This window comes from Haemophilus parainfluenzae (assembly GCF_014931415.1).
In the GTDB taxonomy this organism is placed as follows: Bacteria; Pseudomonadota; Gammaproteobacteria; order Enterobacterales; family Pasteurellaceae; genus Haemophilus_D; species Haemophilus_D parainfluenzae_AF.
Genome location: NZ_CP063121.1, coordinates 1798834 through 1821061 on the forward strand (window position 1 = coordinate 1798834; position 22228 = coordinate 1821061).

The following is a 22228-nucleotide window of genomic DNA, read 5'->3' on the forward strand; positions in this document are numbered from 1 at the left end:
AATACATCATTCGCCGATCTCTAACTCAGCGATGACAAGGAGCCTGAATTTTAACGATTGAGCAGGATAAAGGCAAGCTTTATTCTACTCATTCCTTAATAAATTAATCTTTCAGCGCTTTAATTTTCTCAATTACGTTCGTAGTTGAACAGCCATTTTCGAAATTCAATACGCGAACATCGCCGCCGTTCGCCCACACTTCTTTACTGCCAGCAATCTCTTCTGGTTTGTAATCGCCGCCTTTCACCAATAAATCCGGTAAAATATCGCCGATTAAACGTTGTGGTGTATCTTCATCAAAAGAAACCACCCAATCCACAGAGGCTAAGCCTGCCAATACTGCCATACGTGCATTCAGATTGTTAATTGGACGACTTTCACCTTTTAAGCGTTTGACTGAATCATCCGTATTCACGGCAACAATTAAACGATCGCCAAGTTTGCGAGCATTTTCTAAATAAGACACATGGCCAGGGTGAAGAATGTCAAAACAACCGTTTGTCATTACAATTTTCTCACCGCGCGCTTTAGCATGAGCTACCGCAATTTTTAATTGGCTTTCTGACATAATACCAAAGCCTGTTTCAGAACGGCCATGGATTGCATTCTCTAATTCCACCGTAGAAACGGTTGATGTACCCAATTTACCGACCACAATACCTGCCGCCACATTAGCTAAATAGCAAGATTCTTCAAAAGAACGACCATCTGCAAGTGAAGTTGCTAATACACTGATTACGGTATCGCCCGCCCCCGTTACATCGAATACTTCTTTTGCAACAGTTGGTAGATGAAACGGTTCTTGATTTGGACGAAGTAATGTCATGCCTTTTTCAGAGCGCGTCACTAAAAGTGCGGTCAATTCAATGTCTGAAATTAATTTTAAACCTTTCTCAATGATTTCTTCTTCAGAACTGCATTTACCTACCACCGCTTCAAACTCTGACATATTTGGTGTCAGTAAAGTCGCACCACGATAACGTTCAAAATCTGTACCTTTTGGATCGATCAACACGGGTACGTTCGCTTTGCGTGCGATTTGGATCATCTTTTGCACATCTTTTAACGTGCCTTTACCGTAATCAGAAAGCACTAACGCACCAAAGTTTTTCACTTCGGCTTCTAATTTCGCAAGCAACTCATGACATTCCACATTTTGGAAATCTTCTTCAAAATCCAAACGAAGTAATTGTTGGTGACGAGACAAAATGCGTAATTTCGTAATAGTTGGGTGAGTATCCAATGCCACAAAATTACAATCAATTTTTTGATGTTGTAATAAATTGGTTAAGGCTGTGCCTGTTTCATCTTGACCAATTAAACCTAAAATTTGCACAGGGACATTAAGAGAAGCAATATTCATCGCCACGTTTGCTGCACCACCTGCACGCTCTTCATTATCTTGTACTCTAACCACAGGAACCGGTGCTTCCGGTGAAATACGATTAGTTGCACCAAACCAGTAACGGTCAAGCATGACATCGCCTAACACTAATACTTTTGCTTGATTAAAATTGGCAGAATATTGAGCCATTTTGAAATCTCTCTGTTGGAATAATAAAAATTTGGCGCAATTTTACCACAACTCAAATTTGCGATAAACTACACGCCGAACTAACCAGAAAAGAATTATGAAAAACGAAAAACTCCCTCAATTTCAACCGTACTTTCTAGCCCCTAAATACTGGGGATTTTGGCTTGGTGTGGCGATTTGGCGAAGCCTTTTGTTACTTCCCTATCCAATTCTACGTCATATCGGCAATGGCTTAGGCTGGCTTTTCTCAAAATTAAAAGTGGGAAAACGTCGTGCGGCGATTGCCCGTCGAAATCTTGAGCTCTGCTTCCCTGAAATGCCCGTTCAAGAACGTGAAGCCATTTTGCAAGAAAACTTACGTGCTGTTGGAATGGCAATTATTGAAACCGGCATGGCATGGTTTTGGTCTGATGCGCGCATTAAAAAATGGTCAAAAATTGAAGGATTAAATTATTTAAAAGAAAATGCCCAAGACGGCATTATCTTTGTTGGTGTCCATTTTCTTACGCTTGAATTAGGCGCGCGTATTGTGGGATTACATCATCCTGGCGTAGGCGTTTATCGTCCAAATGACAATCCAGTACTGGATTGGTTGCAAATTAAAGGTCGTTTACGTTCAAACAAAGATATGCTGAACCGAAAAGATCTGCGTGGTATGCTCAAAGCCTTACGCAAAGGTGAAACTATTTGGTATGCGCCTGATCATGATTACGGACGAAAAAATGCCGTATTTGTGCCTTTTTTTGCTGTAAAAGAAGCGGCTACCACAACGGGTAGTTATTATCTGCTTAAATCTGCACCAAATTGTAAAGTCGTCCCTTTTGCTCCATTGCGTAATAAAAACGGCTCAGGCTATACGGTCAGTATTTCTCCACCAGTAGATTTTTCTGATCTTTCAGATGAAACAGCAATCGCTGCAAGAATGAATAAAGTCGTGGAAAAAGAAATCTTAAAAGATGTGGAACAATACATGTGGCTACACCGCCGATTTAAAACGCGTCCAACTGAGGATGAACCAAGTTTGTATTCATAAGTGCGGTTGATTTTTCATCTATTTTCGAACACAAAAACGACATATCGAAAAATAGGGAAATTTTTCCTTATTTTTTTCTTGATCTTTATATAATTGAATATATAATGAATCTCGTTTTAGATAGTAAACTTGTTTTATTACAAACACTCTACTGGCTAGTGCATTCCCCCCCACTCCTTTTGCACTAGCCATTTTTTTTGAAATCTCTTACCATATCTCACCTTTTTCTTTTCTCTCAAAAATGATGAACAATCTAGAACTTGAACGTTTACTAAACGAAAAACTTAGCACAGACAGAATAAATGATTACGCCCCTAACGGTTTGCAAGTAGAAGGCAAAGCAGAGATCAAAAAGATCATCACGGGTGTCACCGCAAGCCAAGCTTTGATTGATTATGCCGTTGCACAACAAGCTGATGCGGTGCTTGTCCACCACGGCTATTTTTGGAAAAGTGAAAATCCATGTATTCGCGGCATGAAAGGCAAACGCATCAAAACGTTGCTTGTGAATGATATCAATTTATACGGCTACCACTTGCCTTTGGATGTCCACCCAGAATTAGGTAACAACGCAAAACTTGCTCAGTTATTAGGGATTAGCGATCTTCAACCTTTAGAAAATAGCTCAACTAGCATTCCTGTTTGGGGAACGTTAAAAGATCCTGTTACCGCTGAAGAATTCGCACAACATATTGAACAAGTGCTTCACCGTAAACCCTTAATTTGCACAGAAAACGGACCGCACTTAATCCGTAAAATTGGCATTTGCACTGGTGGCGGACAAGGCTATATTGATTTAGCGGCAGCACAAGGTTGTGATGCCTTCATTACCGGTGAGGTTTCGGAGCAAACAATTCACTCAGCTCGTGAGCAAGGTATTCATTTCTTTGCGGCTGGTCACCATGCAACAGAACGCTACGGCATTAAGGCATTAGGTGAATGGCTAGCGGCTGAATATGGCTTGGATGTAGAATTTAAAGATATTGATAATCCAGCCTAACTGGTACAAAGTGTGATTGATTGCCGAAAGCACACAAAACAAGTATAATCTCGTCGATTTTTTTAACTCAAACATAGGAGAAAATATGGGTTTCTTAACTGGTAAACGTATTTTAGTAACAGGTCTTGCAAGCAACCGTTCTATCGCTTACGGGATCGCAAAAGCAATGAAAGAACAAGGTGCTGAACTTGCTTTCACTTATTTAAACGATAAATTACAACCACGCGTAGAAGAATTTGCAAAAGAATTTGGTTCTGACATCGTCCTTCCTTTAGACGTAGCGACCGATGAAAGCATCCAAAATTGCTTTGCAGAATTAAGCAAACGTTGGGAAAAATTTGATGGTTTCGTACACGCTATCGCATTCGCACCAGGCGACCAATTAGATGGTGATTACGTAAACGCAGCAACTCGTGAAGGCTACCGTATCGCTCACGATATCAGTGCATTCAGCTTCGTTGCTATGGCACAAGCAGCACGTCCTTACTTAAATCCAAATGCAGCATTATTAACCCTTTCTTACTTAGGTGCAGAGCGCGCGATTCCTAACTACAACGTCATGTGTTTAGCGAAAGCGTCTCTTGAAGCGGCAACTCGCGTAATGGCGGCTGATTTAGGTAAAGAAGGTATTCGTGTGAATGCGATCTCTGCTGGTCCTATCCGTACCTTAGCAGCATCAGGTATTAAAAACTTCAAGAAAATGCTTTCTGCATTTGAGAAAACCGCAGCGTTACGCCGCACTGTTACTATCGAAGATGTGGGTAACTCAGCAGCATTCTTATGCTCTGATTTAGCATCGGGTATCACTGGTGAAATCGTTCACGTAGATGCAGGTTTCAGGATCACCGCAATGGGCGAATTAGGCGAAGAATAATTTTTCGTACAATCTATTTTTAGGCAGGCTTTTCAGTCTGCCTTTTCTCTTTTTTTAAATATAACTATGTTCCAAGATAATCCATTACTCGCACAACTTAAGCAACAAATCCACGACAGCAAAGAACACGTTGAAGGCGTGGTAAAAAGTACTGATAAAGCTTATGGTTTTTTAGAGTGCGATAAAAAAAGCTACTTTATTGCCCCACCGACAATGAAAAAAGTCATGCACGGTGACAAAATCAAAGCCACCATTGAAAAGCAAGGCGATAAAGAGCAAGCTGAACCAGAAGAATTAATTGAGCCAATGCTCACGCGCTTTATTGCCAAAGTGCGGTTCAATAAAGACAAGAAATTGCAAGTTTTGGTTGATCACCCAAGTATCAACCAACCCATTGGCGCGCAACAAGCTAAATCCGTCAAAGAAGAATTACAAGAAGGCGACTGGGTCGTAGCAAATTTGAAAACGCACCCATTACGTGATGATCGTTTTTTCTATGCGACTATCAATCAATTTATCTGCCGTGCTGACGATGAATTAGCCCCTTGGTGGGTCACATTGGCACGTCATGAGCAATCTCGTCATCCTGTGCAAGGTGCAAAAAGTTATGAAATGTTAGATCAACAAACACGCGAAGATCTGATCGCACTTCATTTTGTCACGATTGACTCTGAAAGCACGCAAGATATGGATGATGCTCTTTACATTGAACCTGTCGAGCAAAATGGTACACAAACTGGCTGGCGATTAGTCGTTGCCATTGCGGATCCAACAGCTTACATTGCATTAGATTCACAAATTGAAAAAGATGCGAAACAGCGTTGTTTTACCAATTATTTGCCTGGCTTTAATATCCCAATGTTGCCTCGTGAATTATCTGATGAATTATGTTCATTAATGGCAAATGAAACTCGCCCTGCATTAGTGTGTTATATTGAAACGGATCTTGCCGGTAACATTACAGCTAAACCGCATTTTGTCTCTGCTTATGTGCAATCTAAAGCGAAATTAGTCTATAACAAGATCTCAGATTATTTAGAGCAAGTGCCTGATGCATGGCAACCGGAAACACCAGAAATTGCACAGCAAATTGATTGGCTACATCAATTTACCAAAGCACGTATTCAATGGCGTAAAACGCATTCTCTTTTATTTAAAGAGAAACCGGATTACTCCTTTATTCTCGCTGAAAATGGCAAAGTGAAAGAAATTAAAGCGGAATATCGTCGTATTGCCAATCAAATCGTGGAAGAATCCATGATTATTGCCAATATCTGTGCTGCACAATTTTTAGCTGAACAAGCACAAACTGGTATTTTTAATACACACTCTGGGTTTGATAAGAAATTCTTAGAAAACGCGCATAATTTCTTAATGGCAAATTTAGCTAATAAAGAAAATCAAGCCGAGCTTGCTGAGCGTTATTCGGTAGAAAATCTGGCAACCTTAAAGGGTTATTGCCAAATGCGTCATGATATTGAACCGATTGAAGGTGACTATTTAGAATTCCGTTTACGTCGTTATTTAACCTTTGCAGAATTTAAATCGGAACTTGCTCCACATTTTGGGCTTGGATTAGAAGGTTATGCAACTTGGACATCGCCTATCCGTAAATATTCCGATATGGTGAACCATCGTTTAATTAAAGCTGTGCTCACACAACAAGCTTGTGAAAAACCACAAGATGAAGTCCTTGCTCGCTTACAAGAAGCCCGTCGTCAAAATCGCTTGGTTGAACGTGATATTGCAGACTGGTTATATTGTCGCTATCTTGCTGATAAAGTCGCAGAAAATGCTGAATTTGATGCAGAAGTGCAAGATGTGATGCGTGGCGGTTTACGTGTTCAATTATTGGAAAATGGCGCATCCATGTTCGTACCAGCTTCCACATTGCATCCAAATAAAGACGAAATGCAAGTGAATGCTGATGAATTGGCACTGTATATTCAAGGGGAACGCCGTTACAAAATCGGCGATTTAGTGAAAGTGAAACTTATCGAGGTTCGAGAAGAAACTCGCAGTATTATCGGTCAGTTAATCATTTAATGATACTTCCCTTCTAACTCTAGAAATACCGCTCGTTACACAATGGGCGGTATTTTTTCTAGCACCGAAGTTGTGACAATATTTTATAGATGGTATCAAATAAAGGAATTTTGGAGATATATTGAAGATATTCAATATCTAGGAGAGGTATATGATATCCCCGCCTTGAAGAGCGGGGATAAAATTAGCATTTAGGTTGAATTACATTTTAGGAATATCAACACCAGATGAAAGCACATCTTGAATATCTGATTTTAAGACATCTGCTTTTGGCCCATAAATCGCTTGGATACCAGATCCTTTCACAATAAAGCCCATTGCACCCGCTTGTTTCCAGCTTGCTTCATCACCCACTAAATCTGGATTATGTACAGTGATACGTAAACGTGTCATACAAGCATCAACATCCGCGATATTATTACGTCCGCCAAGCAAGTTGATGATTTGAATAACTTGTGCGCTAGCATTCGCCACTTTTGGCTCATCGCTAGAAGCTTCATCTGAACCTTTCGCATCATAGTTACCATTACGGCCTGCTGTGGCAAGATTAAATTTCTTAATCATAAAGTTCGCGATAAAGAACATAGCAACAGCAAATAAGATCGATACCCAGATAAAGTTGATCACATCCATACCAATGCCTGCTTTAATCGCCATTGGTGTACGCGTTAAGAACTCAATGTTACCGAATGAATGCACACGTAAGTCCACAATATCTGCCATGGCGAAAGCACAACCTTGTACTAAAGCATAAACAATATAAAGCGGTAATGCGACAAACATAAACATGTATTCGATTGGCTCTGTTACCCCTGTTAAGAACACCGCAAGTGCTGATGAAAGGAAAATACCTTTATAGAATTTTTTCTTGTCTTCATCTACGTTGATATACATAGCAAGCGTCAAGCCCATTAAGATACCGCTTGAACCAATCATTTGCCCTACTTTGAATCGAGCTGGTGTCACGGTTGAAAGCAACTCGTTATATTGGGTTACGTTACCCGCATCTTTAAGGTTAATTAAGTCAGAAATCCATGCAAGCCATAGTGGGTCTTGACCAAATACTTGTTTACCTTGTTGCGCACCAGTTAAGAATTCATAAGTACCACCTAATGAAGTGTAATTCATTGGGATAGTCAACATATGGTGTAAACCAAATGGAAGTAATAGACGCTCTAAAGTACCATAAATAAATGGTGCTAAAATTGGCGCTGAACTTTGTGAGTTAGCAATCCATTGACCGAAATGATTAATTCCTGTTTGAACTAAAGGCCAGAATAATGATAGGAAGATCGCCACTAATACGGAACGATAAATGACAACGAAAGGAACAAAACGTTTACCATTAAAGAACGTTAATACTTCAGGTAATTTACGGAAATTGTAGTAACGATTGAAGGTTGTTGCCCCCACAAAACCCGCGATAATACCAACGAACACGCCCATATTTAACGCAGGTTGCCCAAGCACATTCACAAAGTAATTCGCCACAGGAATTTCACCGGCCAATATGGTACTTACGTGAGCATTTGGATCGGCTAGCATTTCAAGCTTTACACCGAAAAAGTTACCGGTAATTAAGTTAATTAAAATGAAAGCAAGGCCAGCTGCAAATGCACCGCCTGCACGCTCATTTGCCCAGCTACCACCAATCGCTAAAGCAAATAATAGATGGAGGTTACCAATAATCCCCCAACCAATTTGGGCGATAATGTTTCCGACAAGCGCTAGCCATTCCGCATCGCTAATCAAAGGCAGTGAGTTACCAATACTCACCATTAAACCCGCGGCTGGCATCACGGCAATCACAACCATTAGGCACTTACCGAATTTTTGCCAAAATTCAAAACTGAGCATTTTTTTCATATTGATTCTCCTACAAGATGAGAGCTACTTCTACGCCAAAATGGTCGGAAACAATCGGTTTATTTTTGCCATTAAAAATAACCTGACTGGATAAAACCCTTTTTGCTTGGTTTAAAAAAATATAATCTAATCGCTTTTCTTGACTATGACCTTTCCAGCCGTCAATCGCTTTCTCTACGGTGATGCCGCTATCCTTCTGCTCTGCCATTTCAAAGGTATCAAATAAACCTAAGGATTTAATTTGCTGGTAAGCTTGCTGATCGCTTATTGCATCGGTATTGAAATCACCCATCAGGATTTTAAGATTCGCACTTTTGCTCCGATCCACAATATAGCGAATATTATCCAGTTGGTTTTCCCCATCACAATTTGGCAAATTGATATGACAAGAATAACATTCAATTAACTGGCCTTGATATTCCACCGTCAGCCCAATGATTTTACGTGAAAGAATCGAGTCAAGACGTTGATGTTGGCTACAATAAAACGTATCGACATCATAAACAGGCAAGCGCGTTAAAAACGCAATGCCCTCATCATATTTATCGTAACCAATATGCGAATTGCTCCAAAAAAGCGAGTATTTCTGTGCAACGCGTTGATTGATTTTATTTAACAGAAGGACACCATAGTTATCTTGCTTTAACGTTGGCGAAATAGCAGGAGACGACATCAATTGATTAACCTCTTGTAAGGCAATGATGTCATAACCCTTTTCCACAATAGTTTCAGCAAGAATCTCTATTTTTTCCGCTTGGTTAGCTTCTAACCAAGCGTGTACATTCAGGGTAAGTAGTTTCATTGCTTCCCCTTAGCCCTCACAATGCCAAATGTCTTCATTATATTGAGCGATCGTGCGGTCAGATGAAAAGAAGCCCGCTTTGGCGATATTGTGAACGACTTTCTCATTCCAACTATCCTGATCTTCATAATCGGCTAAGATTTGTTCTTTCGCTTCAACATAAGCATTAAAGTCAATTAACGTCATAAACCAGTCTTTATTCAATAATTCGTTATAAAGACGTTCTAAACGTGTTTTATTGCCTAATTTCACCACGGCAGGATTCAGAATAAAATCAACCGCTCTTTTAATATCTTTGTCGTTTTCATAATACGCTTTTGAAACATAGCCTGCTGTTTCATAAAGTTTAATAATGCTTTCTGAATCTTTACCGAATGTATAGATATTTTCAGCACCGGCTAATTCTGCAATTTCAACATTAGCCCCATCCATTGTGCCTAAGGTTAATGCACCATTAAGCATAAATTTCATATTCCCTGTACCGGAAGCTTCTTTAGAGGCAAGTGAAATTTGTTCTGAAATATCAGTTGCTGGAATGAGTTTTTCCGCCACACTCACATTATAGTTTTCCACTAAATGAACGTTTAAATACTTGTTCACTTCAGGATCATTATTGATTAACTCAGATAAACAAAGAATTAAGTGAATAATATCCTGTGCAATAATATAAGCAGGTGCAGCTTTTCCGCCGAAAATCACGGTAATCTTACGTTTTGGTAATTTACCTGCTTTAATTTCTAAGTATTTATGAATCACATAAAGCGCATTCATTTGCTGGCGTTTGTATTCATGGAAACGCTTAATTTGCGTATCAATGATAGAATTTTCATCTAGCTCAATACCTTTATTTTCTTTAAGGTACGCTTTTAATGCCAATTTGTTTTCAAACTTAATTTTCGCTAATTGTTGATGAACCTTTTTAGCATCTTTAAAGGCTAACAATTTCTCTAATTTCGTTGCATCATGCAAATATTCATCGCCAATCAATTCTTTAATATAAGCCGCTAATGGTTGGTTAGAAAACTCTAACCAACGACGGAAAGTAATGCCGTTTGTCTTATTATTGAATTTTTCAGGATACAACGCATAGAACGCTTTAAGTTCTGAATTTTTCAAAATCTCCGTATGTAACGCCGCCACACCATTCACAGAATTTGAAAAGTGAATATCCATATGTGCCATATGCACTCGTTTTTGTTTATCAATAATTTGTACTGCTGGATCTTTATATTCTGCACGCACTAATTTATCTAATTTCTTAATGATCACCACTAAATGTGGCACCACTTCATCTAAATAATCTAGCGGCCATTTTTCTAATGCTTCAGACAAAATGGTATGGTTGGTATAGCCCACCATATTACGTACGATTTCAACCGCTTCAGCAAACTTAATTTTATGTTTTTCGGTTAATAAGCGAATTAATTCAGGAATCACCATTGAAGGGTGTGTATCATTGATCTGTACATACGCATAATCGGCTAAATCATGTAAGTTACTACCACGCGCAATCGCTTCATCAATTAATAATTGTGCCGCATTTGATACCATGAAGTATTGTTGATAAATACGTAATAATTCCCCATTTTTATCTGAATCATCTGGGTAAAGGAATAAAGTCAGATTTTCTTCAATCGCAGTTTTATCAAACTCGATACCTTTTTTAATCAGTTTAGGATTCACTGATTGAATATCAAACAAATTGAGATAGTTCTTCGTATCTTTCTTATAACCTAAAATATCAATACGATCTAATTTAGAGGTTAATATAAATTTCTTAAATGGTACTTCATAGCTAATATCTGTTGGAATTAACCAAGAGTTATCCTCAATCCAATCATTAGGCTCCGCATGTTGTTCATTCTTTTTAAAGACTTGTTTGAACAAACCATAATGATAATTTAAACCTACCCCTTCAGCATTTAAGCCAAGTGTAGACATTGAATCAATAAAACAAGAAGCCAAACGACCTAACCCACCATTTCCTAAAGACGGTTCTGGTTCAATATCTTCAATATGACTTAATGATTTACCCGCACTTTCTAATTCTGTTTTGATGTCTTGATAGACACCAAGGTTAATCAGGTTATTAGAAAGTAATTTACCAATTAAAAACTCAGCTGAGATATAGTAAACCTTACGTTTACCTGTATTTTTAGGTTTATCTGCTGAGAGTGTTTTTACGTAATTTAATAATTGAATATAAGTTTCTTTATCGCTTAATTGTTCAAGCGATTTATTGGTTTCGTTTTTTACAAAGGTACTAAATTTCATCATTATTTTTCCTGATTCGCACGTTGATATAACGTGGTCATCTTTTCTAAAAAGTCTTTTTTATCTTGCGTTAAATCTGATTGCTGCATTCTCCATTGCCAGTTTCCACCAATTGTTGAAGGCACGTTCATTCTTGAACTGGCTGGCAAATCTAAAACATCTTGCATTGTTGCAATCGCGGTATTGCTAACGGTTGCAAAAAGCTGACGAATCATCGCTTGACAAATCGATTCATCCTCATGGCGATGCGTATAATCATTGATATATTGCTGCTGTTGTTCAGTCAGGCTGTTATACCAACCATTGGTCACATCGTTATCATGTGTGCCGGTATAAACAATGGAATGCGGGATGCAATAATGCGGGCTATCTAAGCTTTCTCCGCTAACATCTTCAAAGCCAAATTGCAGAATCTTCATGCCAGGATAGTTACAGTCTGTAAGCAATTTTCTGGCTTTGTCATCAATATTACCTAAATCTTCGGCAATAATCGGTAAATCGCCCAATTGCTCTTTAACGGCTTTAAATAAGTCATAACCTGGGCCTGGCTGCCAGCTACCATCTTTAGCAACCTCTGCTTTTCCGTCTACTTGCCAATAATCAGAGAAACCTTTGAAATGGTCGATACGTAGTACATCATAAATTTTGAAGCTTTCTTCAATGCGGTGAATCCACCAAGCGTAGCCTTGTTTTTTATGTTCTTCCCAAGCGTAAAGCGGATTGCCCCAAAGTTGTCCTGTTGCACTGAATTGATCGGCTGGGACCCCCGCGACAAAAAGCGGATTGCGTTCTTCATCTAATTGGAAGAGTTCTGGTTTTGTCCAAACCTCTACGCTATCTGCAGCCACGTAAATCGGCATATCACCGATGATCTGAATGCCTTTTTGATTTGCGTAATTTTTTAATTCAGTCCATTGTTTGAAGAAGAAATATTGCGTCACTTTAAAGTACTGAATTTGCTCCGCTAACATGGTGCGATATTTTTCCAATGCACTTGGATCTCGAGCCACAGCTTTTTTATCATCCCATTTTTGTAATGCTTGATTACCAAAATGCTCTTTAATTGCCATAAACTCAGCAAAATCGTCCAACCATAATCGATTGTTTTTCTCGAAGTGATTGAAATCAGCTTGGAGTGATTGATTCGCTAAAAAATTTTTTACGGCTGTTTCTAAAATCGGACGGCGTGCGTAAAAGATACGTTCATAATCCACGCTAGTTGGATCATCACCAAAATTGACTGAAGCATAATCAGATTCTTTCAGTAAGCCCATTTGGGTTAGTAAATCAAAATCAATAAGGTGAGTATTACCTGCAATTGCAGAGAAAGATTGATAAGGTGAATCACCATAACTGGTGGTAGTAAGTGGAAGAATTTGCCAATAAGTTTGTTTAGTTTCAACTAAAAAATCGACAAAATCATAAGCCGATTGCCCAAAGCTACCAATCCCGAATGCATTTGGTAGCGAGGTAATGTGCATAAGAACACCACTTGAACGAGTAAGCATAATATTTCCTCTAGGAAGTTATCATTTTGGCTCATTCTAACCTAACCGTATTTTTATGCAACAACTTATACGTAAAAGTTTAAAACATTTTCGTAAAATAGTGACTAATATCACATTTTATACGTATAACATTTATGATTTTATGATATGCTATGGCGACACCTACGGAACAAATGGTCGATAAAAGGATTAAAAATGAGCAAATACAAGCAGGTCTATAATGAGATAAAGACCCAAATTAACAATGGTAATTTAGCACCATTGCAAGAACTCCCGAGTGAAAATGAACTCATGCAAAACTATGGCTTTTCTAAAGATACTATTCGAAAAGCGCTTTCTTTACTTGAAATTGATGGCTACATTCAAAAGCAACAAGGCCGAAATTCGATTGTTTTAGAGCATGACTTATCTAAACCACAGATGCTTTCTGAAATTAAAACCGTCAGCGAATTAAATAGTGCCTCAACACACAAAGTGAAAACCACATTAACCAGCTTGTATATTGTGCAAGGTGAAGAAGAATTGATGGATATCTTTAACGTCAATGATCAGATCGATTTCTATCGCATTGCTCGTCTGCGTGAAATTGATGGAGAGGCAGTTGAATATGAGGTTTCTTATTTTGATCGCCGCATCGTGCCGTTTATTAGCCGAGAAATCGCAGAACATTCTATTTATCACTATTTGGAAAACGAATTAAAATTAAAAATTAGTCACTCACAACGAAAAATTGTCTTTCGCTATGCAAACGAAGAAGAAAAAAAGGCAATTGATCTTGGTGAGTATGACATGGTTGTGAATGTGACGAGTACCACTTATTTGGCTGATGGTCGACCGTTTCAATATGGGAGTATTAGCTATCGACCAGATAAAATTGCATTTACATCAACAGCAAAACGACATGTCTAGTTTTTGTAAATGATAGGTTGTTATTTAAAAAATTCATAAAAAAAGTGCGGTCATTTTTAACCGCACTTTTTATTTAAGCTATTTTAACCAAAATTGTCCTTTGAAAATTTTTCCTAATGTCATCAGCACCAAACCGCTCATCATCACGTTAGCAAAGATAAATGCACCGTTTGCCAATCCGCTCAGTACGTTATGATGAACAAAAGAAACCGCCCCATTCGCTAAAGAAGCTAATCCGAATGAAAAAGCCCAGAACCCAATATTCAGTCCTTTTTCACTAATCCAAGGAAACAGGCGAATTAAAAAGAACATTTGTAAAAAACCGTATCCCCATAAGAGCTTAACGAAAAGATCGATCTCTCCCCCATTAAGCGATAAGTAAGCCGACGAGCCCACAAATGCTGGGGCAAGAATGATCCCCATTGTTGGACGAAATTGGGGTTCAATCTGCAACACGCGTAAACGTTGGAATAACACCGGTTCATAAATAATCCAAGCAATCATCCCTGCACCTAAGAACAAATAGCCTAAATCTTGATAGCCTAACAAGGCTAATGATGAGGCACTTGTAAAGTTAGTCGCCACAGAGGGCAAATAAAAAGGTGGCAGTGTCGATTTTTCCTCAAATGTGCCATCTTTCCATAACGCACTAATTCGCACTGAAGCAAACAATAATTGCCCAATTGTCCCGATCCAAATTAATCCCTCACCAATAAGAGGAAACCAGCGATACAGAACATCCCCGCTTAACATCGTTGTAATCGGTATTAATGCAAGAAAAGAAAAACGTATCGGACAACAATATTCATCTTGTACTTCTTGAGAGAAATAAATCATTTTATAAATATAGAGCAAGACGAAAAGTGCCCATACTGAAACAGACGTTATGCCAATAATATCACTCACATTTAGAGAAAAAGAGAGCGTATCGCCCATATGCAACCAGGCTAAAGATAAAGCGCTTAAACCTAATGGAATCGCAAAATAGCCTGTTGGTAATGGAAATAGTCGTTTATCAGTCATTATTATTCTCCTAAAAATTGATACCTTATAAGATTACCTCTAAATGCATGAATATTGATGTGGATTTATCTCAAAGACTAGAATAAAAATCTCATTTCTCTAAATGAAAGAAAGGGCTAATAAACATTAGCCCTAAATTGAATTTATATATTTTGGATTATTTGCAGATCACTTCTAATCCGCCCATGTAAGGACGTAATACTTCTGGCACCGTAATTGAGCCGTCTGCATTTTGGTAGTTCTCAAGCATGGCCACTAATGTACGACCAACTGCTAAACCAGAACCATTTAATGTGTGTACTAAGCGAGTTTTCTTATCCCCTTTCGCTTTACAACGTGCTTGCATACGACGGGCTTGGAAATCCCACATATTTGAGCAAGAAGAAATCTCACGATAAGTATTTTGTGCAGGCACCCACACTTCTAAGTCGTAAGTTTTGCAAGAACCAAAGCCCATATCTCCGGTACAAAGTAAGACTTTACGATATGGTAGATTTAAAAGCTGTAATACTTTTTCTGCATGGCCGGTTAATTCTTCAAGTGCTTCCATTGATTTATCTGGATCGACGATTTGTACCATTTCTACTTTATCGAATTGGTGCATACGAATTAAACCACGGGTATCTCGACCATATGATCCCGCTTCAGAACGGAAACATGGTGTATGTGCTGTCATTTTGATTGGCAATTCTGCTTCATCAATAATCACATCACGTACAAGGTTAGTCACTGGCACTTCCGCTGTTGGAATTAATGCGTAAGGTTGCTCACCTTCTAACGCTAAAGTATGGAATAAATCTTCACCGAATTTTGGTAATTGACCTGTACCATAAAGGGTAGCATGGTTAACTAAATAAGGTACGTAAGTTTCTAAATAACCATGTTGTTCGGTATGAAGATCTAACATGAATTGCGCTAACGCACGGTGCATTTTAGCAATTTGACCTTTCATGACCGCAAAGCGCGCACCTGCTAATTTAGCTCCTGCTGCAAAATCTAAGCCATTGGCATCTTCACCTAATGACACGTGATCTTTGATCTCAAAATCAAAGGTACGCGGTGTACCCCAACGTAAAATTTCTTTATTTTCAGTATCATCTTTACCTAATGGCACTTCATCTGCTGGAAGGTTTGGAATGCTTAATGCGATTTGATTGATTTCGGCTAACACCGCATCAAGTTGGGACTTCGCTTCGTTAAGCTGTTCGCCCATGTTATCTACTTCAGCCAATAATGGTGCAATATCTTCACCACGTGCTTTTGCCGCACCAATAGCTTTGGAACGTGCGTTACGCTCTGCTTGTAATGTTTCAGTTTTTACTTGTAAATCTTTGCGTTGTTCTTCTAATGCGGTAAGTTTTTCCGTATCAAGAATAAAGTTACGTTTTACTTTTAATTTTTCTGCTACTTCAGCCAGATTATTACGGAGTAAATTTGGATCGATCATTGGAATTCCCTATTTTTCATTATGAAACAGATGCCTTTATTCTAGCGTGCTTTGAGCAAATAAACCAGTTAAAACCCTGATTTTTCTTTTATTAATCTCTTCAAAAACATCCAATTTTATAACCGCACTTTGCCATAATTTAATTTTGTGATCTCTGTCAAATTCTGAGAATGAGGCACTAGAAACAGCAAAAAAAAGTTCTATAATGAAAATGAACGTTAACCAAGAGGAGTAACCTATGTTTCCTGAATTTCGCGATTTAATTACTAATCTCAAAAACAAAGATGCTTATTTTGATCGCTTGTTTGAAAAACACAATGTGTTAGACCAAGAGATCAAAAATAAGATTGATAACATAGAACTCGCTACTCATACGGAAATTGAGAACTTGAAAAAAGAAAAATTACGGATTAAAGACGAGCTCTATCAATACTTGAAAAAGAAAGCAGCTGAGTAATTGGTTTAATGTGAAGACAAAGTGCGGTGAAATTTACCGCACTTTTTTGTTTTAAGTGGTTTTATTCTTTTGAGAGCCCAGATAAATCGCGACTAATGTCAGCACTGCCCCCGCCCATTGCCAATGATTGATGGGCTTATCCAAGCCAAAATAATCAATCACAAGCGCCACCACCGGTTCGGAAAGAAGCAACAAACCGGTTAAACCTAACGATAAATAAGGAATGGTATAAGCAATCATGCCCCAAGCGACACATTGCATCACAGCACCATAAATGAACACCAATCCCCAATCGGTGAAGGTGGTTGGATAAAGATTATCAGAATTAAAAATCAACGAAGGAACAATTAAGACAAGCGCACCACTTAAACTCAAAATAAACATTAACGAAAATAAAGCAGTAGGTTCTTCTTCGTGCACTTTTTTAATCATAATCATTGAAGCGGCAAGCATGCCTGCCGAAATGAGCCCAATGATAATGCCGTACATACCGTCAAAATTATGCTGTAGCTCTTCCCCTGAGATTAAGACAACACCCGCAACCGCTAGAAAAAGGCTTAACATTTGTAATTTCGTTTGGCGTTCACCAAAGAAGAGATAGCCAATTGCGGCCAAAAAGAAAATCTGCAAACTATTCAGCAACGTTGAAATACCCGGCCCTACCGCATATACACTTTCATGCCAAAAAGATAAATCAAAAGCTAAAAAGATGCCGGCTAATGCGGCATACATCATCGCTTTACGGCTTTTCGGGAAACGCTGTCTTTTTAATTTCATTAAGAACCAGAAAATAAAAGAGGCAATAAGTAAACGCCAAAATGCAATGGCATAACCACCCACTGGAACAAACTTAACAATCAGGCTTCCTAAACCGAATAACACACAGCCCAAGACTAACATCGGGGCAGCGTAAGATTTTATTTTATCCATTAAATAAACATTGCCCAGACAGCCAAACTCGCCGCCATAAAGAACAAAATGAGTAAGCTGTTATAACTGAGTTTCCATTTATTCACACTATGTAAAAGCAGAATGCCAGCCATCACTAAGTGAAGTAGGAAATAAATGCCATATGCAAAAACACCATCAAAACTGACCGCACTTACACCTTGATAAACAATAAAGAGCAGTACTGCCAACGCATTCAGTGCAAGCAGTAAAATCATCAATAATGGCAGTAACGCAATGAAACCTTGCAGACGATTACGAGAAACAGACAAGCATAAATTCGCCAATAATACCCCCATCACCGCTTGCGCCAATGGATTATATTGCACGAAATTTGGTGTTGGATTGCCGAAGAAAATCATCAAATAGGCAATTACACCCAATCCACTCACCAACGATGCCATTAAGAGAAAACCATGGCGAGCTGATTCATCTTTAGGTTGTTTCCATACTGCATATACGGCAGATAATCCGCATAAGCTAACAATATCAGTCATCACGTAATGATGTGGTGAGGCTAAGCTCATTCCAAGCCAAACTAACCAATAAAGTACAAAACAGACATTTGCTTTGATTAAACGTCCGCGTTGTCCTGGACAAATTTCACCTTTAATAAAGGCTACCAAACAAAGTAGCTGAGCAATCAGCACACCAAAGGCTAAATGAGGAATCAGTTTTTCAGCAGATTGCAAAGACTCTGCAAAAAATTCAATAATTAATAGCAACCCAATTGGCAAGAGAGCAAGAAATGCGGCTAAGGGTTTGGATTGTTCTTCTGACATAAGATTCTCGATTAGAAAAAGAAGGCGTCATTATGCCAAAATTTACAGCTTTTTTTAATGGCTTTCGTGCATTTTGACTCATTCCCTTTTAAAATAAGCAAAATTATAACCGCACTTTAGGAACCACAAAAAAATGCTATTAAGCGTACTTTACATTATTGGAATAACTGCCGAAGGAATTACCGGTGCATTAGCCGCTGGACGAGAAAAAATGGATATTTTTGGGGTAATTATTATTGCCTGTGTGACGGCGATTGGTGGCGGTTCGGTACGCGATGTATTACTTGGACACTACCCGCTTGGCTGGGTTAAACATCCTGAATATTTCATTATGGTGGCTGGTGCAGCGGTATTAACGGTTTTTATCGCACCTTTCATCAAACATTTCATGCGCTACTTCCGCACAATTTTCTTGGTATTAGATGCCTTAGGATTAATCGTGTATTCCATTATCGGTGCGCAGATTGCCATTGATATGGGTTATGGTTTTACTGTGACATCCATTGCTGCAACCGTGACAGGTGCATTTGGTGGTGTGTTGCGTGATTTACTCTGTAACCGCATTCCCCTTGTATTCCAAAAAGAACTTTACGCCAGCGTGTCATTCTTCTCTGCCGCTATGTATATGGCATTACAACACCTTCAAGTAGAACACACGCTTTCAATTTTACTCACGTTATTCAGTGGTTTTGCATTACGCTTACTTGCAGTTCGATTTGGTTGGGGATTACCCGTTTTCGATTTCCAAGAGCAAGATGAGGAAACAAATGATAAATTACCGAAGAAAACGAAATAGAAATAATGGATAAGATGTAAATTTAGATTTCTCTAATTAAAGAGATAGTATGATGGGTCATAAGATAAAAGCATTTCAAAATTTCTTAAAAACCAAACATATTTTATGTTCTAACACTTTGATTGCACAATGCTAAAACCCCAGACTCACGAACTACTAAGAATTCAAGGCTACAATATCTAATGGAGGTGTTTTGGGCACTATTTGAGCCAAATAACCATCCCCAAGCAAAAACACTTTTGTTGATAATGCAGATATATCATCTATTTTTTCTAAAGCTAAGAATAAATTAGTTTTAAAGATAGGTGCTCCATTTATATCGGCTAAAACATAAACTTCTGAAGATTTAAGTTTTTCTTCAACCAATTTAATCAATTTATCAAATTTTAAAGTAACAACACCTTCCTTTAATTTATCTATATTTCCATACTCAAATGGATATTTATAAAAAATATTTAGAACCTCTTTCTCTTTTTCTTCTGATAAGAGGCTAAAATCGTCTGAAAGAGCTTCTACACACTCTTCAAATAATGTCATACAAACCTTTATTTTATTGTTTAAGAAATATTAAGACTTAAGTAGGGTTTATAAATTCTCAAATCGCACCCTACTCACGGGATATAAACTGACTAGATGATAAATCATTACTCATAATTCACAAAATCCTTAATTTTAATCATTTCACCTTACGCATTTTTACGATAAGCTACACCATATTTTTGTTGCAATAACAAGGGATTCGATATGTTAGAACAAATGGGCAAACAGGCCAAAGATGCAGCCTTTATTTTAGCGCAGTTAAACACCACTGAAAAAAATCATGCACTCAGTATTATTGCGGATCAATTAGAACAACAAGCGGATCGTATTCTTGCCGCAAACCAAAAAGATATTGAAATCGCGAAACAAAACGGCTTATCTGAAGCCTTAATTGACCGCCTCTTATTAACCGAAGATCGCCTAAAAGGCATTGCGAATGATGTACGCCATGTGATTTCGCTCGCAGATCCAGTGGGAAAAATTATTGATGGGGGCACCTTAGATAGCGGATTAAAAATTGAACGCGTTCGTACACCGCTTGGCGTAATTGGTACCATTTACGAAGCACGTCCCAATGTCACCATTGATGTAGCAAGCCTTTGCTTAAAAACCGGTAATGCCGTGATTTTACGTGGCGGAAAGGAAACACAACATTCCAACCAAATTTTAGTAGAAGTGGTACAAAATGCCCTTGAACAAGCAGGATTACCACGCCATGCAGTCCAAGCCATTACCGATCCGAATCGTGAGCTTGTAATGCAACTACTTAAATTGGATCGCTATGTAGATATGATTATTCCTCGTGGCGGAGCTGGTTTACATGAACTTTGTAAACAACATTCAACCATTCCAGTGATTGTCGGTGGTGTGGGCGTTTGTCATCTTTTTGTGGAAGAAAGTGCGGACCAAGAAAAAGCCCTCGCGGTGATTGCTAATGCAAAATGCCAACGTCCAAGCACATGTAATACGTTGGAAACGCTTTTAGTTCAACGCTCGATTGCAGAAACCTTCCTACCCAAACTCGCGAAATATTTAGCCGAGAAAAAAGTAAAATTCCATGCAAAATCGACCGCACTTTCTATTCTTCAAGCTGCAAATGTCAATGTGCAAGAAGTGACTGAACAAGCATTACGCCAAGAATGGGGCTCACTCGATCTCAATGTCGTGGTGGTTGAAGATATGGATGCGGCAATTGCTCACATTCGTGAATATGGCACACAACATTCAGAAAGTATCTTGACGGAAAATCAACGACTAGCAACACAATTTATCAATCAAGTGGATGCGGCAGCCGTATATGTTAATGCAAGTACTCGATTTACCGATGGCGGACAATTTGGTTTAGGTGCAGAAGTGGCGGTAAGTACTCAAAAACTTCATGCTCGAGGCCCAATGGGATTAGAAGCCTTAACCAGCTATAAATGGGTTTGTGTTGGCGATTACACTTCTCGCAAATAATCTGTTCCATCCATAAAAAAACCGCACCTTGAAACAATCAAAGTGCGGTTATTTTTTATCTCGTTTTTAGTGTTTACCGAATAATTTCATCGCGGGTAATACAATCGCACAAGCAATCGCGCCTACGATCACACCCACGACTAACGTTGCCACATTACCTAATAACCCATCTGCTAATTGATAATCAGCGAGCAAATGATGAATGAAATCCACATTATGTACAAAAATACCGCCACCGACTAAGAACATCGCAAGCGTACCAATAAAGCTAAGTGAACGCATGAATTTAGGCATAATCACTAAAATTGCATTTCCGATTGACTTCGCCACACCACCTTTTTTGATAAGGTATAAACCGAAATCATCCGCTCTAACAATCAATGCGACCAAGCCATAAACAAAAATAGTAATTCCGATACCCACTATTGAAAGAGAAATGATGCGAGTGAGCAAGCTCGCTTCGGTTAATTCGCCCAATGCAATAATAATAATTTCAGCAGAAAGAATAAAATCCGTACGAATTGCCCCTTTAATTTTAGCGGCTTCATTAAAGGTTGTTTTTTCTTCGTGCTCTTCATGAGCAATAAATTTATGTAGAATTTTCTCTACCCCTTCAAAACACAAATATGCCCCACCTATCATCAAAAGTGGCACGATCAACCAAGGTAAAAATGCAGAAAGCAGTAAAGCAATTGGAATTAAAATGACTTTATTGACTAAGGATCCTTTGGTGACAGCCCAAACAATGGGTAATTCACGATCGGAAGATGCCCCTGTTACCTGATTAGCATTTAAGGCTAAGTCATCACCTACTACACCAACGGTTTTCTTGGCTGCTATTTTGGTCATCAAGGCGACATCATCAAGAATCGATGCAATGTCATCAATAAGAGTAAAAAGAGAGCTAAACGCCATATTCTTTCCTTTATAA

The 22228-nt window shown here is 38.6% G+C and carries 19 protein-coding genes; 8 read left to right on the plus strand and 11 right to left on the minus strand.

The window, feature by feature from the left end:
• Positions 1 to 103 precede the first annotated feature (103 nt).
• A complete protein-coding gene (gene hldE / locus INP93_RS08765; protein ID WP_197544690.1) occupies positions 104 to 1534 on the minus strand; it encodes a bifunctional D-glycero-beta-D-manno-heptose-7-phosphate kinase/D-glycero-beta-D-manno-heptose 1-phosphate adenylyltransferase HldE in 1431 nt (476 codons plus the stop codon).
• A gap of 97 nt (positions 1535 to 1631) precedes the next feature.
• On the opposite strand from hldE, the gene INP93_RS08770 reads away from it, so the two are divergent.
• The 4 genes from INP93_RS08770 to rnb all read left to right on the plus strand — a co-directional run bounded on the left by INP93_RS08770 (position 1632) and on the right by rnb (position 6487).
• On the plus strand, positions 1632 to 2567 hold the full coding sequence (locus tag INP93_RS08770) for a Kdo(2)-lipid IV(A) acyltransferase (protein ID WP_197544691.1): 936 nt from the start codon (positions 1632 to 1634) through the stop codon (positions 2565 to 2567).
• Between the two features lie 244 nt (positions 2568 to 2811).
• On the plus strand, positions 2812 to 3567 hold the full coding sequence (locus INP93_RS08775) for a Nif3-like dinuclear metal center hexameric protein (protein WP_197545337.1): 756 nt from the start codon (positions 2812 to 2814) through the stop codon (positions 3565 to 3567).
• An 85-nt stretch (positions 3568 to 3652) separates the two neighbouring features.
• The gene (locus INP93_RS08780; protein ID WP_197544692.1) at positions 3653 to 4441 is read left to right on the plus strand and encodes an SDR family oxidoreductase; all 789 of its coding nucleotides are present in this window, start codon (positions 3653 to 3655) and stop codon (positions 4439 to 4441) included.
• Positions 4442 to 4507: 66 nt separating this feature from the next.
• Positions 4508 to 6487 (plus strand): exoribonuclease II, encoded by a 1980-nt coding sequence (gene rnb / locus INP93_RS08785; RefSeq protein WP_197544693.1) that lies wholly within the window; start codon positions 4508 to 4510, stop codon positions 6485 to 6487.
• 201 nt (positions 6488 to 6688) lie between these two features.
• Here the strand turns inward: rnb and INP93_RS08790 are convergent, their stop codons facing one another.
• The 4 genes from INP93_RS08790 to malQ are packed head-to-tail and all read right to left on the minus strand — an operon-like array spanning position 6689 to position 12937.
• Positions 6689 to 8353, minus strand: a complete 1665-nt coding sequence (locus tag INP93_RS08790) for a PTS transporter subunit IIBC (RefSeq protein WP_197544694.1) — start codon at positions 8351 to 8353, stop codon at positions 6689 to 6691.
• Between the two features lie 10 nt (positions 8354 to 8363).
• Positions 8364 to 9155 carry an endonuclease/exonuclease/phosphatase family protein gene (locus INP93_RS08795; protein WP_197544695.1) on the minus strand — a complete coding sequence of 264 codons (792 nt, stop codon included), beginning with the start codon at positions 9153 to 9155 and terminating at the stop codon, positions 8364 to 8366.
• A 9-nt stretch (positions 9156 to 9164) separates the two neighbouring features.
• Complete coding sequence (glgP, locus tag INP93_RS08800) at positions 9165 to 11432, minus strand: glycogen/starch/alpha-glucan family phosphorylase (RefSeq protein WP_197544696.1); 2268 nt, start codon at positions 11430 to 11432, stop codon at positions 9165 to 9167.
• The gene (gene malQ / locus INP93_RS08805; RefSeq protein ID WP_197544697.1) at positions 11432 to 12937 is read right to left on the minus strand and encodes a 4-alpha-glucanotransferase; all 1506 of its coding nucleotides are present in this window, start codon (positions 12935 to 12937) and stop codon (positions 11432 to 11434) included. Before malQ ends, glgP begins: the two co-directional genes overlap by 1 nt.
• Before the next feature lie 195 nt (positions 12938 to 13132).
• On the opposite strand from malQ, the gene INP93_RS08810 reads away from it, so the two are divergent.
• Positions 13133 to 13846, plus strand: a complete 714-nt coding sequence (locus tag INP93_RS08810; RefSeq protein ID WP_197544698.1) for a UTRA domain-containing protein — start codon at positions 13133 to 13135, stop codon at positions 13844 to 13846.
• Positions 13847 to 13924: 78 nt separating this feature from the next.
• Here INP93_RS08810 and tehA read toward each other — a convergent pair whose 3' ends face one another.
• Together tehA and serS are read right to left on the minus strand one after the other, a co-directional pair.
• Positions 13925 to 14869, minus strand: coding sequence for a dicarboxylate transporter/tellurite-resistance protein TehA (tehA, locus tag INP93_RS08815; protein WP_197544699.1), 945 nt, complete (start codon positions 14867 to 14869; stop codon positions 13925 to 13927).
• Between the two features lie 157 nt (positions 14870 to 15026).
• Positions 15027 to 16316 (minus strand): serine--tRNA ligase, encoded by a 1290-nt coding sequence (gene serS / locus INP93_RS08820; RefSeq protein WP_197544700.1) that lies wholly within the window; start codon positions 16314 to 16316, stop codon positions 15027 to 15029.
• A 238-nt stretch (positions 16317 to 16554) separates the two neighbouring features.
• On the opposite strand from serS, the gene INP93_RS08825 reads away from it, so the two are divergent.
• Positions 16555 to 16773 (plus strand): HP1242/YdcH family protein, encoded by a 219-nt coding sequence (locus tag INP93_RS08825; RefSeq protein ID WP_005695756.1) that lies wholly within the window; start codon positions 16555 to 16557, stop codon positions 16771 to 16773.
• A 51-nt stretch (positions 16774 to 16824) separates the two neighbouring features.
• On the opposite strand, the gene INP93_RS08830 is transcribed toward INP93_RS08825, so the two are convergent.
• Together INP93_RS08830 and INP93_RS08835 are read right to left on the minus strand one after the other, a co-directional pair.
• Positions 16825 to 17703, minus strand: a complete 879-nt coding sequence (locus INP93_RS08830) for a DMT family transporter (protein WP_115912486.1) — start codon at positions 17701 to 17703, stop codon at positions 16825 to 16827.
• On the minus strand, positions 17703 to 18503 hold the full coding sequence (locus INP93_RS08835; protein WP_197544701.1) for an HI_1241 family integral membrane domain: 801 nt from the start codon (positions 18501 to 18503) through the stop codon (positions 17703 to 17705). Before INP93_RS08835 ends, INP93_RS08830 begins: the two co-directional genes overlap by 1 nt.
• Positions 18504 to 18636: 133 nt before the next feature.
• Here INP93_RS08835 and INP93_RS08840 point away from each other — a divergent pair, with 133 nt between their 5' ends.
• Complete coding sequence (locus tag INP93_RS08840; RefSeq protein ID WP_070713693.1) at positions 18637 to 19299, plus strand: trimeric intracellular cation channel family protein; 663 nt, start codon at positions 18637 to 18639, stop codon at positions 19297 to 19299.
• Between the two features lie 156 nt (positions 19300 to 19455).
• On the opposite strand, the gene INP93_RS08845 is transcribed toward INP93_RS08840, so the two are convergent.
• Entirely contained in the window at positions 19456 to 19836 is a 381-nt protein-coding gene (locus INP93_RS08845) for a CDI toxin immunity protein (protein WP_197544702.1), read from the minus strand.
• A 207-nt stretch (positions 19837 to 20043) separates the two neighbouring features.
• On the opposite strand from INP93_RS08845, the gene proA reads away from it, so the two are divergent.
• Positions 20044 to 21297 carry a glutamate-5-semialdehyde dehydrogenase gene (proA, locus tag INP93_RS08850; protein WP_197544703.1) on the plus strand — a complete coding sequence of 418 codons (1254 nt, stop codon included), beginning with the start codon at positions 20044 to 20046 and terminating at the stop codon, positions 21295 to 21297.
• Between the two features lie 66 nt (positions 21298 to 21363).
• Here the strand turns inward: proA and INP93_RS08855 are convergent, their stop codons facing one another.
• Entirely contained in the window at positions 21364 to 22212 is an 849-nt protein-coding gene (locus tag INP93_RS08855; RefSeq protein WP_005695749.1) for a DUF808 domain-containing protein, read from the minus strand.
• Positions 22213 to 22228 lie beyond the last annotated feature (16 nt).